Origin of the sequence: Frigoribacterium sp. VKM Ac-1396 (assembly GCF_015350895.1) — a bacterium.
In the GTDB taxonomy this organism is placed as follows: Bacteria; Actinomycetota; Actinomycetes; order Actinomycetales; family Microbacteriaceae; genus Frigoribacterium.
Genome location: NZ_JADKSD010000002.1, coordinates 990112 through 1006098, shown reverse-complemented (window position 1 = coordinate 1006098; position 15987 = coordinate 990112). Strand labels below are relative to the sequence as shown.

9 protein-coding genes are annotated in these 15987 nt (G+C 73.5%); 6 read left to right on the top strand and 3 right to left on the bottom strand.

The window, feature by feature from the left end; all coding sequences use genetic code 11:
- The first annotated feature begins 72 nt into the window (after window positions 1-72).
- From ITJ55_RS11760 to ITJ55_RS11740, 5 genes are all read left to right on the top strand, one after another.
- A complete protein-coding gene (locus ITJ55_RS11760) occupies window positions 73-960 on the top strand; it encodes an SDR family oxidoreductase (RefSeq protein WP_056262685.1) in 888 nt (295 codons plus the stop codon).
- Between the two features lie 165 nt (window positions 961-1125).
- Window positions 1126-3789, top strand: a complete 2664-nt coding sequence (locus tag ITJ55_RS11755; RefSeq protein WP_194595477.1) for an ATP-dependent DNA ligase — start codon at window positions 1126-1128, stop codon at window positions 3787-3789.
- Window positions 3790-3948: 159 nt separating this feature from the next.
- Window positions 3949-5400 (top strand): MFS transporter, encoded by a 1452-nt coding sequence (locus ITJ55_RS11750; RefSeq protein WP_194595476.1) that lies wholly within the window; start codon window positions 3949-3951, stop codon window positions 5398-5400.
- 371 nt (window positions 5401-5771) lie between these two features.
- Window positions 5772-10904: a glycoside hydrolase family 3 N-terminal domain-containing protein gene (locus ITJ55_RS11745; RefSeq protein WP_194595475.1), complete on the top strand. Its 5133-nt coding sequence runs from the start codon at window positions 5772-5774 to the stop codon at window positions 10902-10904.
- 151 nt (window positions 10905-11055) lie between these two features.
- Window positions 11056-11595 carry a GNAT family N-acetyltransferase gene (locus tag ITJ55_RS11740; protein WP_370544140.1) on the top strand — a complete coding sequence of 180 codons (540 nt, stop codon included), beginning with the start codon at window positions 11056-11058 and terminating at the stop codon, window positions 11593-11595.
- Between the two features lie 89 nt (window positions 11596-11684).
- Here the strand turns inward: ITJ55_RS11740 and ITJ55_RS11735 are convergent, their stop codons facing one another.
- From ITJ55_RS11735 to ITJ55_RS11725, 3 genes are all read right to left on the bottom strand, one after another.
- Window positions 11685-12944 carry an alcohol dehydrogenase catalytic domain-containing protein gene (locus ITJ55_RS11735; protein WP_194595474.1) on the bottom strand — a complete coding sequence of 420 codons (1260 nt, stop codon included), beginning with the start codon at window positions 12942-12944 and terminating at the stop codon, window positions 11685-11687.
- A gap of 111 nt (window positions 12945-13055) precedes the next feature.
- The gene (locus tag ITJ55_RS11730) at window positions 13056-13649 is read right to left on the bottom strand and encodes a gluconokinase (RefSeq protein ID WP_194595473.1); all 594 of its coding nucleotides are present in this window, start codon (window positions 13647-13649) and stop codon (window positions 13056-13058) included.
- Window positions 13649-15040, bottom strand: coding sequence for a GntP family permease (locus ITJ55_RS11725; RefSeq protein WP_194595472.1), 1392 nt, complete (start codon window positions 15038-15040; stop codon window positions 13649-13651). The genes ITJ55_RS11730 and ITJ55_RS11725 overlap by 1 nt, the downstream gene beginning before the upstream one ends.
- A gap of 212 nt (window positions 15041-15252) precedes the next feature.
- On the opposite strand from ITJ55_RS11725, the gene ITJ55_RS11720 reads away from it, so the two are divergent.
- Window positions 15253-15987, top strand: coding sequence for a FadR/GntR family transcriptional regulator (locus ITJ55_RS11720; protein WP_194595471.1), 735 nt, complete (start codon window positions 15253-15255; stop codon window positions 15985-15987).

Below are 15987 nucleotides of genomic sequence, written 5' to 3'. Positions count from 1 at the left end.
TGCGCTCCGAATGACCGCCCACGGGGTACAGGCCCCCGACCGTCGGAGGCGCGGTGAGGGCACCGTGGGCTCATGAGCCAATACGACAAGAAGAACCCGGTCGACCTCTACCCGGCACCGCCGTTCCCGAAGCAGGAGCAGTCGTTGCCCGGCGAGGCCTGGAAGATGGACCCCAAGCCCGACCACGGCGAGACCAGCTACGTCGGCAAGGAGCGCCTCACGGGGTTCCGTGGCGTCGTCACCGGAGCGGACTCGGGCATCGGTCGCGCCGCCGCGATCGCGCTCAGCCGCGAAGGCGCCGACCTCGTGCTCAGCTACCTGCCCAGCGAGCAGAAGGACGCCGAAGAGGTCCGCGACCTGCTCGAGGGCGAGGGTCGCAAGGCCGTCCTCGTCCCCGGCGACATCTCGGACGAGCAGTACTGCCACGACCTCGTGCAGAAGGCGGTCGACGAGTTCGGCGGGCTCGACACGCTCGTCATGGTCGCCGGTCGCATGAAGAGCAACGACGACATCCTCACGCTGACCACCGAAGACATCGACTCGACGATCAAGACCAACGTCTACTCGCTGTTCTGGCTGACCCAGGCCGCCATCCCCCACCTCGAGCCCGGCTCGTCGATCGTGACGACCGGTTCGGTGCAGGGCACGCAGCCCAGCCCCGACAAGATCGACTACGCCCTCACCAAGGGTGCGATCGGCGTCTTCACCTCGGGCCTCGCTCAGCAGCTCGCACCCAAGGGCATCCGCGTCAACCAGGTCTCGCCCGGCCCGGTCTGGACCCCCCTGCAGCCCGGCTCCGACGACGCCGAGACGGTCTCGGAGTTCGGCGGCCAGGCGCCGTTCGGCCGTCCCGGTCAGCCCGCCGAACTCGCCGCGGCCTACGTGCACCTCGTGAGCCCCGAGTCGAGCTACACCTCGGGCGCGACCATCACGATCGCCGGAGCGATGCCCGCGGTCTGACCCGCGCCTCCTCGGCTCGGTCGTCCTGACGACGCCACGGCCCGTCGTCCCGCTCGCGCGGGGCGGCGGGCCGCGGTCGTCCCCGGCGGCGGACCGGCGGTGACGCGACCCGGGGCGGACCAGACCCGGGTAGAACGAGAAGCACACGAGGCAAGGAGGCGCGCGATGGCGGGCAAGGGACGCGGCGAGACCGTCGAGGTCGGCGGGCACCGGCTGCAGCTGACGAACCTCGACAAGGTGCTCTACCCCGACGCGGGCACGACCAAGGCCGACGTGCTCGGCTACTACGCGGCCGTCGCCGAGTGCATGCTGCCGCACGTCGAGGGCCGGCCGGCGACCCGCAAGCGCTGGGTGGACGGCGTCGAGGGCGAGGTGTTCTTCGAGAAGAACCTGCCCGACTCCGCACCCGACTGGGTGGCCCGGCACACCGTCGAACACAAGGACCACGCCAACGTCTACCCGATGGTGAACGACGTGGCGACGCTGACCTGGCTGGCCCAGGTCGCCGCGCTCGAGGTGCACGTGCCGCAGTGGCGGTTCGGCCCGAAGGGGGCGCAACGCAACCCCGACCGGCTGGTGCTCGACCTCGATCCGGGCGAGGGCGTCGGCCTCGCCGAGTGCGTCGCCGTCGCGAAGCTGCTGCGACCGATCGTCACGGGCATGGGCCTCGAGCTGATGCCCGTCACGAGCGGCAGCAAGGGCGTGCACCTCTACGCCCGGCTCGACGGTCGCCAGACGAGCGCACAGGTCGCCGAGGTCGCCCACGAGCTGGCCCGGGCGATGGAGGCCGACCACCCCGACCTCGTCCTCAGCACGATGGGCAAGGCCGACCGCCGGGGCAAGGTGCTGCTCGACTGGTCGCAGAACAACGGCAACAAGACGACGGTCGCCCCGTACTCGCTGCGGGGGCGGACCAGACCGACCGTCGCCATGCCGCGCACTTGGCGTGAGCTCGCCTCGAAGACGCTCGTGCAGCTCGAGTACACCGACGTGCTCTCACGCCTGAGGCGGCGCGGCGACCCCCTGGCCGACGTCTCCGCACACGTGCCGGTGCCGTCGGGGGAACTGGGCGAAGACTTCCGCAACACGGAGGCCGCGGACCACGACCCCGCCTCGACGACCCGAGACCGCCTCGAGGTCTACCGGTCGAAGCGGGACGCGTCCAAGACCGCCGAGCCGGTGCCCGCCGCCGCGCCCGCCTCGACCGACGGCACGAGCTTCGTCATCCAGGAGCACCACGCCAGCTCGCTGCACTGGGACTTCCGGCTCGAGCACGACGGCGTGCTCGTCAGCTGGGCGCTGCCCAAGGGCGAGCCCGACGACCCCGGCACCAACCACCTCGCCGTGCAGACCGAGGACCACCCGCTCGAGTACGGCACCTTCGAGGGCACGATCGCGAAGGGCGAGTACGGCGCCGGCGAGGTCACGATCTGGGACTCGGGCGAGTACGACCTCGAGAAGTGGCGCGACGGCAAGGAGGTCATCGTCGTGCTGCACGGCGAGCAGCGCGGCACCCGGCGCGTGGCGCTGATCCACACCGGGCACGGCGGCGGACGCGCCGAGTCGAACTGGCTGATCCACCGCATGAAGGACGAGTCGGGCGACGGTGACGGCTCTCCGGGTGCCGCGCCCGTCGGCAACTCGGGCGAACGACCGCGTGGCACCCGGAAGACGGCTGCAGACGCGCATTCTCCTGAGTCGCCGACCACCACGTCGTCGGCGGGGTCGACGACGGCAGGAGGCGCGGTTCACGACGACCGCGGAAACCGCGTCGGCAAATCCTCACGCACGTCGCGCGCGGCCGGCGGCTCCCCCGAGAAGGCGGGCAGCGCCTCCTCGGCTCGTGGCACGAAAGAGGAGTTGCCCGCACCCGACCCCGTCGCACCGATGCTCGCGACGACGGGCGACGCACACGACGTCTCGGACGGCGAGTGGGCGTTTGAGATGAAGTGGGACGGCATCCGCGCGGTGGCGGTGGTCCAGGGCGGCGCGGTCACTCTGACCAGTCGCAACGGCAACGACCTGACGCCGGCCTACCCCGAGCTGCAGGTGCTGGCCGAGCGGGTCGACGGCGACGGAGGCGCGGTGCTCGACGGCGAGATCGTGGCCGTCGACGAGAAGGGGCGCCCCGACTTCGGCCTGCTACAGACGCGCATGGGTCTGACGCGACCCCGCGACGTGGCCCGGGCGGCGAAGGCAGCACCCGTCAAGCTGCTGCTGTTCGACGTCATGCGGGCCGAGGGTCGCTCGCTCGTCAAGGACGAGTACGACGACCGGCGCGAGGTGCTCGAGCGCATCGTCGGGAGCGGCGGCGCGATCGACGTGCCCCCGGCGTTCGACGGCGACCTGGAGGCGGCGGTCGCCACCTCGAAGCGCCTCCGGCTCGAGGGCGTGGTCGCCAAGCGCCGCGACGCGACCTACAGCGCCGGCCGACGCTCGCGGGCCTGGATCAAGATGAAGCACCACCAGACGCAGGAGGTCGTGATCGCCGGCTGGCGCCCTGGGGCCGGTCGACGAGCCGACGGGGTCGGCTCGCTGCTGATGGGCGTGCCGGGCGACGACGGACTGCACTACGTCGGCCGGGTCGGCACGGGGTTCACCGACCGCGAGCTCGACGAGCTGCTGGCGTCGTTGCGGGCGGCCGAGCGGAAGACCAGCCCGCTGGTCGGCGTGCCCGCGGTCGACGCGCGCGACGCGCACTGGGTCACCCCGTCGCGGGTGGGCGAGGTGTCGATCGCCGAGTGGACGTCGACCGGGCGACTGCGCCAGCCGAGCTGGCGCGGGTGGCGGCCCGACAAGTCGCCGGACGAGGTCGTCCGCGAAGGATGAAGCACCGTACGACGCCACGAGGTGGGCACGACGCCAGGAGAAGGCCTGGCGCTGTGCCCATGTCCTAGTGCTGTGCCCATCTCTTGGCGCTGTGCCCATCCCCTGGCGCCGTCTGGCGGGAGGGGTATCGGTCTGCGCCCGTCGGGTGTTGAGTGCAGCATGAGCACACCTCCCCCGGCCCCGACCGACGCCGCGACCCTGCGCGGCCGACGGGTCGTGCTCGTGGTCGCCGTGCTCGCCTCGTTCGTGGCGTTCCTCGACGGGTCGATCGTCACGGTGGCGCTGCCCGCCATCGCCCGCGAGCTCGGCGGCGGCACGGCGGCCGGTGGCGCAGCGGCCGGTGGCGCGGCCGGCGACGGTGGTGCCGGCCTCGCCCTGCAGCAGTGGGTCGTCGACGCCTACCTCTTGACGCTGGGCTCGCTCATGCTCGTGGCCGGCTCGCTGAGCGACACGTTCGGGCGGGTGCGCGTGCTGCGCGCGGGGCTGGTCGGTTTCGCCGTGACGAGCGTGCTCGCCGCCCTCGCCCCCGACCCGGGCCTGCTGATCGCCGCCCGAGCCCTGCAGGGCGTCACCGCGGCCCTGCTCGTGCCGAGCAGCCTCGCCCTGATCACTTCGACGTTCACCGGCCCGGCACAGGGCAAGGCCATCGGCAGCTGGACCGCCTGGACCGGCGTCGCGTTCTTGATCGGCCCGCTGACCGGAGGCGCCCTCGTCGACACCCTCGGCTGGCGGTGGGTGTTCGCCGTCGTCGTCGTGCCCGTCGTCCTCACGCTCGTGCTCATGACCCGGCTGCCGGGCGACGCGCACCGGGGTGCCGAGGGCGCTCCCCCGCGGGTCGACGTCGTCGGCGCCGTGCTCGCCGCCGTGGGCCTGGCGGGACCCGTCTTCGCGCTCATCGAGGGGCAGCGCGTCGGGTTCGGCGCGTGGTTCGTCGTCGTGCCGCTCGTCGTCGGTCTCGCCGCGCTCGCCGCCTTCGTCTGGTGGGAGGGCCGCACGCCCGCCCCGATGATGCCGCTCAGCCTGTTCCGCACCCGCACCTTCACGGTGGGCAACCTGGCCACCGTCGGCATCTACGCCGCCCTCAGCCTCGGCACCCTGACCATCCCGCTCGTCGTGCAAGAGCTGGCCGGGCTGCCGGCCACCCTGGCCGGGCTCGTCACCCTGCCGACGACGATCGTGTCGCTGGCCTTCTCGACCCTGTTCGGCACGCTCGCCGCCACCCACGGGCCCCGCCTCTTCATGACGATCGGGCCGCTGATCACCGCGAGCGGCTTCGTCTGGATGCTGCTCGTCCGTGACCCGATCGACGTCTGGTGGCAGATCGTGCCCGGCGTCGTCCTGTTCGGCTTCGGCCTGTCGGTGACCGTCGCACCGCTGACCTCGACGGTGCTGTCGCAGATCCCGCCGGGGCAGTCGGGCATCGCGTCGGCCGTCAACAACGCCATCTCGCGGGTGGCCGGACTGGTCGCGGTCGCGTTCCTCGGCGTCATCGCCGGAGGCGCGCTCACGGTGGGCGGGTTCCATCGCGTCGTGATCGTCGTCGCCGTGCTGCTCGGGGTGAGCGCGCTGGTGTCGTTCGTCGGCCTGCGCGACCGCACCCGCGCCTCCTGAGCGAGCAGCACCGCACCGCGTTTCGTGCACCGCACCCGGTCTAGACGAGGTGCCGCGCACGAAACGCGGTGTCGTGGCGCCGATCGGCCCGCCCAGCCGCACGGCGCGGGACCGGACGGGACGGGACGGGGCGAGCAGCACCGCACCGCGTTTCGTGCACCGCACCCGGTCTAGACGAGGTGCCGTGCACGAAACGCGGTGCGCTGGCGGCTCACACCGGTCTGACGACCCGTGCCGTGCCGTGTCAAGCCCTTGCCTCGCCCATTGCCCTGAGTCGCCTGTGACCCTACGATGAGCCAGACGTGAGCCGCCCTCGTTCGGGGGTGGCTCCAGCTCTGTCGTGAGACAGCCGTGATTACAAGGGAGTAATCGTGTCCGCTGCCCCTGCCCGCACCCCGAGATCGACCACCGCCGGCGTCCGATCCGCCCGACGCCCGCGCCGAGGCCTCGCCCTCGCCGCCGCGACCGCCGCCGCGGCCCTGGTGCTGAGCGGCCTGCCCGCGATCGCCGCCCAGGCCGCCCCCGTCGACCTCGCCCGCTTCGGCACGGTCACCGCGTCGGCGAGTCAGGCCGACCAGGACGGCACGTTCCCCGCCGACGCCCTGATCGACGGCGACCCGGCCACGCGCTGGGCCAGCGGCAACGGCCCCGACGACGACGTCGAGTTCACCGCGTCGGTGATCGTCGACCTCGGCGGCACCGCCCGCGTCGACGCGATCGGCCTCGACTGGGAGACCTCGTACGCCACCGACTACACCGTCGACGTCACGTCGGGCGACCCGACCCTGGCCGAGAGCTGGACCACGGCGCAGACCGTCGCGAGCGACGGCGGGCGCGACGACGTCGCCCTCACGACCCCGACCGACGCCCGCTACGTGCGCGTGAGCATGCTGGAGCGGTCGGCCGCCACCTGGGACCCGGCCCGCCCGCACTACTACGGCTACTCGGCCTTCGGCCTGCAGGTCTTCGGCGAGGCGCAGACGCGCTCGGTCACCTTCGACCGCTCCACCGCCACCGTCGCGGCCGGTCAGACCCTGACCGCGGGCCTCAGCCTCACCGGGCCGAGCGACGAGCCGGTCACCGTGCGCGTGCGCTCCACCGGCGGCACGGCGACCGCGGGCACCGACTACGCGGCCCTCGACGAGACCGTGACCTTCGCGCCCGGCGCGACCAGCGCCTCCGTCGACCTCGCGACGACGTCGACCGGGGCGCTCAGCCCGCGCAAGACGATCGAGCTGACCGCGTCCGAGCCCAGCGACCCGACCGTCGTCGGCAGCCGCGCCACGCTCACCGTGTCGCTCACCCCGACGGGCACCTTGCCCAACGCCGGCGCGACGACCGTGCTCGACGACTTCGAGGGCGGCGTGCCCGCCGGCTACTTCGGCTGGGGCCAGAGCCCCGAGGTCACCCCCGTCCTCGACACCGTGGAGGCGCAGCGCGAGGGAGCGACGGGCGGCCAGGCCCTGCGTGCCACCGTCGCCGGCCCGACCACCGCCGAGAGCTGGTTCGGCTTCTCGCACGACACCCCCGCCACCGACTGGAGCGACGCCGACGGCTTCTCGTTCTGGTTCCGCGGCACCGCCTCGGGCCTGCCCCTGCACTACGAGCTGAAGAACGGCAACGCGGCCCTGTTCGAGCAGACCGTCGTCGACGACAGCGCCGACTGGAAGCAGGTCAGCGTGCTGTTCGCCGACCTGCGGCAGAAGGGCCAGCCGTCGAGCGACCTGCGCTTCGACCCCTCGGCCTCGACCGGCTTCGCCGTCACCCTGACCGGACTCGGCGCGGGCTCGTGGCAGTTCGACGACGTCGCCCTCTACGAGCGCGCGACGACGATAGAGGACTTCGAGGGCGACGTGCCGCTCGGCACGACGACCGACCCGGTCGGCTTCTTCACCTGGGGCTCCCCCGCCCCGCTCGAGCCCACGATCAGCCGCGACGTCACCGTGCAGGAGCGCGACGGCCGTGCCGACAACCACGTGCTGAGCGGCGACTCCTCGATCCCCGCCGGCGGCTACGGCGGCCTCAGCCACAACCTGGCCGACAGCCAGGACTGGTCGAGCTACCAGGGCCTGCGGTTCTGGTGGTACGCGTCGCAGTCCAACAACCCGGCCTCGCCGACCGCGGGTGCCGACATCAAGGTCGAGGTGAAGGACGGCAACCCGGCCGGCGGCAGCACCGCCGAGACGAGCGAGCTCTGGGCGACGACCTTCAAGGACAACTGGGGCAGCAGCACCAGCCGCTGGAAGCTCGTCGAACTGCCCTTCTCGTCGTTCACCCCGTCGGGCTACCAGCCGGGCGACGCCGCGACGACGAACGGCACGCTCGACCTGACGAGCGCGTTCGGGTACTCGTTCACCTTCACCCCGGGCACCCCCGCCCCGGTCGGCTACGCGATAGACGACACGCAGCTCTACGGCACCCCGGCGAGCGCTGCGTCCGTCACGGTCGACCCGTCGCAGGACGTCTACCTGGTCGACGCCGGCGGCTCGGTCGAGATCCCGTTGACCGTGACGACGGCGGGCGACGAGCCGCTCGCGTCCGACGTGTCGGTCGACTGGACGACCGCCGACGGCACGGCCGTCGAGGGCACCGACTACGACGCCGCGTCCGGCACGGTGACCTTCGCGGCGGGGACCGCCTCGGGGACGGCAGAGCCCGTGACCGTGTCGACCCGCGCCTCCTCGGGGGCCGCCGAGTCGAAGGAGTTCTCGGTGTCGCTGGCGTCGACCACGGCGAAGGTCGGCGACGGCCCGCGCGTCGTGATCGGTGCGCACGACCTGCCCTACCTCGACGCCTCGCTGCCGACGGCCGACCGCGTGGCCGACCTGCTCGGGCGCATGACGCTCGACGAGAAGGTGGGCCAGATGGCGCAGGCCGAGCGGCTCGGCCTGTCGTCGCCGCAGGACATCAGCGGCCGTGCGCTCGGCTCGCTGTTGAGCGGTGGCGGTTCGGTGCCCGAGGGCAACACCGCGGTCGCCTGGGCCGACATGGTCGACGCGTACCAGCGTGAGGCCCTGTCGACCCGCCTGCAGATTCCGATGGTCTACGGCGTCGACGCCGTGCACGGCCACAGCAACGTGGTGGGGGCGACGATCTTCCCGCACAACACCGGCCTCGGGGCGACCCGCGACCCGGCCCTCGTCGAGGAGATCGCCCGCGTGACGGCGACCGAGGTGCGCGCGACCGGCGTGCCGTGGACCTTCGCCCCGTGCCTCTGCGTCTCGCGCGACGAGCGCTGGGGCCGCAGCTACGAGTCGTTCGGCGAGGACCCCGACCTGGTGCGCACCTTCGCCGCCCCGTCGGTGATCGGCCTGCAGGGCGACGACCCGACCGACATCGGCGGAGCCGACGAGGTGCTCGCCACCGCCAAGCACTGGGCGGGTGACGGCGGCACGAGCTACGACGAGTCGGTGGCCGGCACGGGGGCGTACCCGATCGACCAGGGCGTCACGAACGCCGACTCGCTCGAGGACTTCACCCGGCTGCACGTCGACCCGTACCTGCCGGCGCTCCAGGCGGGCGTGGGCACCATCATGCCGTCGTACTCGGCGGTCGACCTGGGCGACGGTCCGGTGCGCATGCACGAGAACGCCGCGCTCAACACCGGCCTGTTGAAGGGCGACCTGGGCTTCAAGGGGTTCCTCATCAGCGACTGGGAGGGCATCGACAAGCTGCCGGGTGGCAGCTACGCCGACAAGGCCGTCCGTTCGGTGAACGCCGGGCTCGACATGGCCATGGCGCCCTACAACTACGGCGCGTTCATCGACGCGATCGTGGCGGCCGTGGGCTCGGGCGACGTCGCCGAGTCGCGCGTCGACGACGCCGTGCGGCGCATCCTCACCCAGAAGTTCGACCTGAACCTCTTCGAGCAGCCGTTCGCCGACCGCACCAACGTCGACGGGGTCGGCTCGGCCGAGAACCGTGCCGTGGCACGTCAGGCCGCGGGCGAGTCGCAGGTGCTGCTGAAGAACGCGGGAGGCGCGCTGCCGTTGGCCGCGGACGCCGACCTGTACGTCGCCGGCTCCACCGCGGACGACCTCGGCCGCCAGATGGGCGGCTGGACGATCAGCTGGCAGGGCGGTTCGGGCGACACGACGACCGGGACGAGCATCGCCGAGGGCATCCGCGAGGTCGCGCCCGGTGCGTCGGTCACGCTGAGCCCCGACGCGTCCGCACCGATCGGCGCCGGTCAGACCGGGGTCGTCGTGGTCGGCGAGCGTCCGTACGCCGAGGGCCAGGGCGACGTGCCCAACAACGGCTCGAGCCTGTCGCTGACGGCGTCCGACCAGCGCATCGTCGACACGGTGTGCGCGGCGACCGCCTCGTGCGTCGTGCTCGTCGTCTCGGGCCGTCCGCAGTTGCTCGGCGACGTCGTGGACGTGGCCGACGCGGTCGTCGCGTCGTCGCTGCCGGGCTCCGAGGGCGCCGGCGTCGCCGACGTGCTGTTCGGCGACCGGCCCTTCACCGGGCGCCTGCCCGTGACCTGGGCGGCGAGCGCCGACCAGGTGCCGATCAACGTCGGCGACGCCGACTACGAACCGCTCTACCCGTACGGCTGGGGTCTGCGCACCGACGGGGCGCGCGAGCGTCTGGAGGCGCTGGTCGCCTCCCTGCCCGAGGGCGCGGCCCGCGAGGCGGTGCAGGACGTGCTCGACGCCGACGTCTGGGACGCCGACGGCACGGTGACCGACGCGGCCACGGCCCTGCGCCTCCTGCTCGCGGCGGTGGCGCCGTTCGGCGGCACCGACCTCGGCACGATGGCCACGGCCGACGACCTCGTGTCGATCGCCCGCGACCTCGCGCAGTCGGCGATGGTCGACGGCACCGCGGTCGACGGGTCGGCCGCCCTGACGGCCGACGCCGAGAACGCCCTGCAACGCGGGCTGCCCGACGTGGCCCTCGCCCGCTTCGCGACGGTGCTCGGCATCGAGCTCGGCGTCGTCGAGCCGACGAAGGCCGTCGTGCCGGGCACGCTCGACCCCGCGACCGCCCGACCGGGCGACACGGTGTCGATCACGGCCACGGGCTTCGTGGGCGGCGAGCCCCTGGCGGGCACGGTGTTCTCGGAGCCGCAGTCGATCGGCGGCACGGACGCCACGGCGGCCGGGGTCGGCGTGCTGCGGTTCGTCGTGCCGGCCGACCTCGAGTCCGGGGCGCACGTCGTCGAGCTCGAGGGGTCGGGGCAGATCGCCCGGGCCACGTTGACCGTGCTCGCCGCGGCAGAGCCCGGCGACCCCGGGACCCCCGGGGGCGGCACGCCGGGTGACGGCACGCCGGGTGCGGGCACGCCGGGTGCGGGCACGCCGGGCAGCGGCACCCCCGGTGCCGGGACGCCCGGTGGCGGCTCGGGCTCGGGCAGCGGCTCGGGTGGCACCGTCGTCGCCTCGCCGGCCGGACTCGCCTGGACCGGCTCGGGCGAGTGGATCGGCATCGCCGTCGCGGCGTTCCTGATCATGGCGCTCGGGGTGGCCCTGCGGCTGCGTCGCCCGCGCGACCGGGGCTGATCCGCCCGGCAGCGCCACGCCGATGAACCCCGTTTCGAACGATGCACCCCGTGTCTTCCGGGTTCATGGTTCGACACGGGGTTCGTCGTGGCCAGGGCTCACCACCACCGTCGCCCCCGCCGCGGCGCCCGCGGGCTGCTAGCGTCGCGGGGTGCTCACCACGGACCGCCTGCTGCTGCGCCGGTGGCCTGACTCCGACCGCGAGCCGTTCGCGGCCCTCAACGCCGACCCCGAGGTGATGCGGCACTTCCCGTCGACGCGCACCCGCGCCGAGAGCGACGCGATGGTCGACCGGCTCGACGCCGCGATCGAGACGGACGGGTTCGGGCTCTGGGCCGTCGAGCGTCGCGACACGGCGGCGTTCGTGGGCTTCGTCGGGCTCTCGCGCCCGTCGTTCGACCCCGTGCTCGACCAGCAGGTCGAGATCGGCTGGCGGCTCGCTCGCGAGGCGTGGGGCCAGGGCTTCGCCACCGAGGCCGCGCGCGAGGTCGTCCGCTTCGCGTTCGACGCGTCCGGGGCCGACCTGCCCGCCCTGATCAGCTTCACGGCGGCGACGAACGAACCCTCCCGGCGCGTGATGCGCCGCCTCGGCATGACGCACGACCCGGCCGACGACTTCGAGCACCCGGTGCTGCCGCCCGGCCACGAGCTGCGGCCGCACGTCCTCTACCGGCTGCGCCGCCCCTCCTGACCGCCCCGTGACGCGCGTCGCGCGTCGCGCGCCGCGCCCCTCGTGTGCCGTCGACCACGAGGGAACGAGGTCGACGGCACGGACCGGGGTCACCGCGGTGCGGGCCCGACCGCGACGCCGACCAGCGCCTCGGCCTCACTCGCCGCGGCGAGCGCCTCGGCCACCCGCGACAGCGCGAACGTCTCGCCGACGAGCGACTCGAGCGGCCATCGCCGCCAGGCCCCGGACGCCCAGTCCACGGCCGACGCGAGCCGCTCGGACCCCGCGGCGGCCACGCCCGTGAGCGTGACGAGCCCCTCGACGAGCCGCGTGCTCGCCACGGTCACGTCGTCCCGGCCGGCCGCGCCCCCGAGCACCACGACTCCCCCCGCGGCGACCTGCTCGAGCAACGCCGAGGCCCCGGCGGCTCCGTCGACCGCGAGCCCGACCGTGCGGTGACGGCCCGACCGGTCGACGGACGCGAGCGCCCTCGACAGCGCGTGCGGCCCGGCCGACGCCGCGGGGTCGGCCACGGCCACGGCGCCGAACGCGCGCGACCGCTCGCGCCGCGCCTCCTGCGGGTCGACGACGACGACGCGGGCGCCCTGGTCGGTCGCCATCGCCGTGGCGGCGAGTCCGACAGCGTCGGCCCCCGACACGACGACGACCTGGTCGACGAGCGACGACACCCTCGAGAGCCCGAGCACCGAGGAGGCGCGGTGCAGCAGCTCGGCGGCCGTCGCGGTCGTCCCGGCCACCGGGGCGAGCACGGCCGCGGGCACGTCGTCGCCGACGACGACCACGGCGGTGCCCCGGCGCAGGTGCACGTGGCTCGCGAACGCGCCGGAGAGCTGCCAGCTGCGCCGCGTGCGCTCCCGCCCGTACGCCTCGAGCGACGCGCACGCCGCACCCAGTCCGCGGTGGCAGGCGGCGCACCGGCCGCACGTCACGGTGCGCGACCAGACGACGCGCATGCCGGGCCGCAGCCGCCGACCGTCGTGGGCCCGCGCGTGCTCGTCGGCCTCGACGACGAGCCCCACGGCCGAGCCGCCGAGCACGACCGGTGCCCGCACGCCCGCTCGCCCGGACGCCACGGCGACCTCGTCCGCGCCGGCGACCGCGAGCTCGACAGTGACCAGGGCGTCGCCGCGCGCGAGCCGCACCCCGGGCACGGCGATCTCACTGAAGTCTGCGCCGGCGCGCCCACCGGCTCCGGCCGCGGCTCCCGCACCGGCTCCGGCCGCGGCTCCGGCGCCCGCGCCGAGCCAGACCTGAGCGGTGGCCGGCGGGTCGAGGCACACGTCGCGGCCGTCGAGCACCGGACGCATCGGGTCCGCTCGCAGCCGCTCCGCCTGCGTCGCCCTCGACATCGTCCCCGCCCCTCGCGCCCGGCCTCCGGCGCACGCCACGACCCTAGGCAGTGCGGGTGTCGGCCGGGCGAACCCCCGGCGTCCGCCCGGTGAACGCGGCGGTCCGTCGAGTCACCCGACCGGCGTCAGCCCCAGCGCCCGGATCACGTCGTCGACCTCGTCCTCGGGCGACCGACCGGCGTCGACGACGACGTGTCGCTCGTCGGCCTGCGGCGGTTCGAGCGTCGCGACCTGCGAGTCGAGCAGCGACGTCGGCATGAAATGACCCTCGCGGGCGGCCATCCGGTCGCCGAGCAGGTCGCGACTGCCGCGCAGGTAGACGAAGACGACGTTGTGCTCGCGCAGCACGTCGCGGTACGTCCGCTTGAGCGCCGAACAGGTGATCACGCCCGGTACCCCCGCCATCGCGTGCTCGACGATCCACGACGACACCGTGTCGAGCCACGGCGCCCGGTCGTCGTCGTCGAGCGGCTGGCCGGCGGCCATCTTGGCGACGTTCTCGTCGGGGTGCAGGTCGTCGCCCTCGTACGAGTCCCAGCCGAGCCGCTCGGCGAGCAGGGCCGCGACCGTCGACTTGCCCGAACCCGACACGCCCATGACGACGAGCACGGGGTCGGCGGCGTAGGGCCCGCCCGCCGGCACCGCGCCTCCTGAGTCCGTCGCGGCACCCGAGGAGGCGCGGTCCGCGTTCTCGAGGACGCCCATCAGATGAACACGCTCGCGAGCATGACCCCGGCGAGGGCCGTGAGGCTGAGGACGCACTCCATGAGGCTCCAGGTCTTGAAGTTCTGCCCGACCGTGGTGCCGAGGTACTCCTTGATGAGCCAGAAGCCCGCGTCGTTCACGTGCGACAGGAACACCGAGCCCGCTCCGATGGCGAGCACCAGCAGCGACGCCTCGGGGGTCGACATGTCGGCGGCGAGCGGGGCCATGATGCCGGCGGCCGTGACCGTGGCGACGGTGGCCGAGCCGGTGGCGACGCGCACCAGGGCGGCGACGACCCAGGCGACGAGCAGCACGCTGACGCCCGACTCCGAGACGGCGTCGCCGATGACGGTGCCGATGCCGGTGTCGATCAGCACCTGCTTGAACCCGCCGCCGGCGCCGACGATCAGCAGGATGCCCGCGACGTCGGGCAGCGACGAGCCGAGCGTCTTCGACACGGCGGCCTTGTCCATGCCCCCGGCACGGGCGTAGAAGACCATCGCGTACAGCACGGCCACGGTCAGCGCGACCATGGGCGTCCCGAGGAACTCGAGCAGGTCGACCCAGGTGCCCGACGCGGTCGGCAGCGCCGCCTCGCGGATCGAGCGGGCGAGCATCAGCACGACGGGCAGCAGGATGCCGACCAGGGCGTTCGCGAAGCTCGGGCGCTTGCGGGCCGACCCCTCGCCGCCGTCCTCCTCCTTCGAGACGAAGAGGTCGGGCACCGGCACCGGCGCCCACTTCGCGGCGAGCTTCGAGAACAGCGGACCGGCGACGATCACGGTGGGGACGGCCACCAGCACGCCGAGGCCGAGGGTGAGGCCGAGGTCGGCACCGACGGTCGAGACGGCGAGCAGCGGGCCGGGGTGCGGCGGCACGAGGGCGTGCATGGCCGAGAGGCCGGCGAGCGCCGGGATCGCGATGCGCATGAGCGGCAGGCCCGACCGGCGGGCGACGAGCACGATGACCGGGATCAGCAGCACGAGGCCGACCTCGAAGAACATCGGCAGTCCGATCAAGGCGCCGATGAGGGCCATGACCCAGGGCAGCGCCTTCTGCGACGAGCGCGAGATGAGCGTGTCGACGATGCGGTCGGCTCCGCCCGAGTCGCTGAGCAGCTTGCCGAACATGGCCCCGAGGCCGATGAGGATGCCGACGCTCGTCATGGTCGAGCCGAAGCCGGTGCCGAAGCTCGTGACGGCGTCGCCGGGCGCGAGGCCTGCGCCGATGCCGACCCCGACCGCGCCGAGCAGCAGCGCGAGGAAGGGATGGACCTTCAGCCAGGTGATGAGGCCGACGATCACGACGATGCCCACGAGGGCCGCGATGATCAACTGCGCGTCGGTGCCCGAGGGCGTGGGGGCGGCCGTAGCCGCTGCGAGGAGGTGCATTCCGTCGCGTCCTTCCGAGGACGCGTCACTGCGACCTCTTCGTCGTGGGCCGGGGCCCGGGGGTTGTCGTTCGTCGGCGCCCGACGGATGTCTGGCAGTCTGGTCGGACGAGCGAATCTGATTAGTGTGACTAATCAGACTTATGGAGTGTGCCACAGTCGACACGACCTCGCCACCCGTGACCACCCCACCCTCTTCCCAAGGAGTCGACGATGATCCCCTGCCTCACCGCGTCACGAGAAGGCGGCCTGCACGCCCGGGTGGTCGACGCCCTCGGCACCGAGATCGTCGACGGTCGGCTCGCGGTGGGCTCCGTCCTGAACCTCGACGACCTGGCCGTCCGCTTCACCGTCTCACGATCGGTGCTGCGCGAGGCCCTGCGGGTGCTGCAGTCCCTCGGCATGGTCGAACCCCGCCAACGCCTCGGCACCCAGGTGCTGCCCCGCACCTCGTGGGACCTCATGAACCCGCAGATCATCCTGTGGCGGGGGCGCAGCCCCGAGTACTTCGTGCAGATGCGCGAGCTGCTCGAACTGCGACTCGGCCTCGAGCCGGTGGCGGCCCGGCTGAGCGCCCTGGCCTCCACACCCGACCAGGCGTCCACCGTCGAGGACGCCGCCCGCACGATGGTCGCCGCCGCCGAGTCGGGTGACGGCCGCGCCTACCTCGAGGCCGACGTCGCGTTCCACACGGCGGTGCTGCGCGGCTCGGGCAACGACGTCATCGGCCACTTCGCGACGACCGTCGAGGCCCTGCTGCGCACCCGCACCGAAGAACGCCGCTTCACCATCACCGGGTACACGCCCGCGGCGGCCGGCCTCCACCTCGACCTGGCCCTCGCGATCCGGGCCGGCGACGCCGACGACGCGTTCACCCGGGCGTGGCGCCTGATCGACACGACGGTCGGCGAGTTCGTCGCCGAGGCCGGCGGCTCCCCCGCCTCCTGA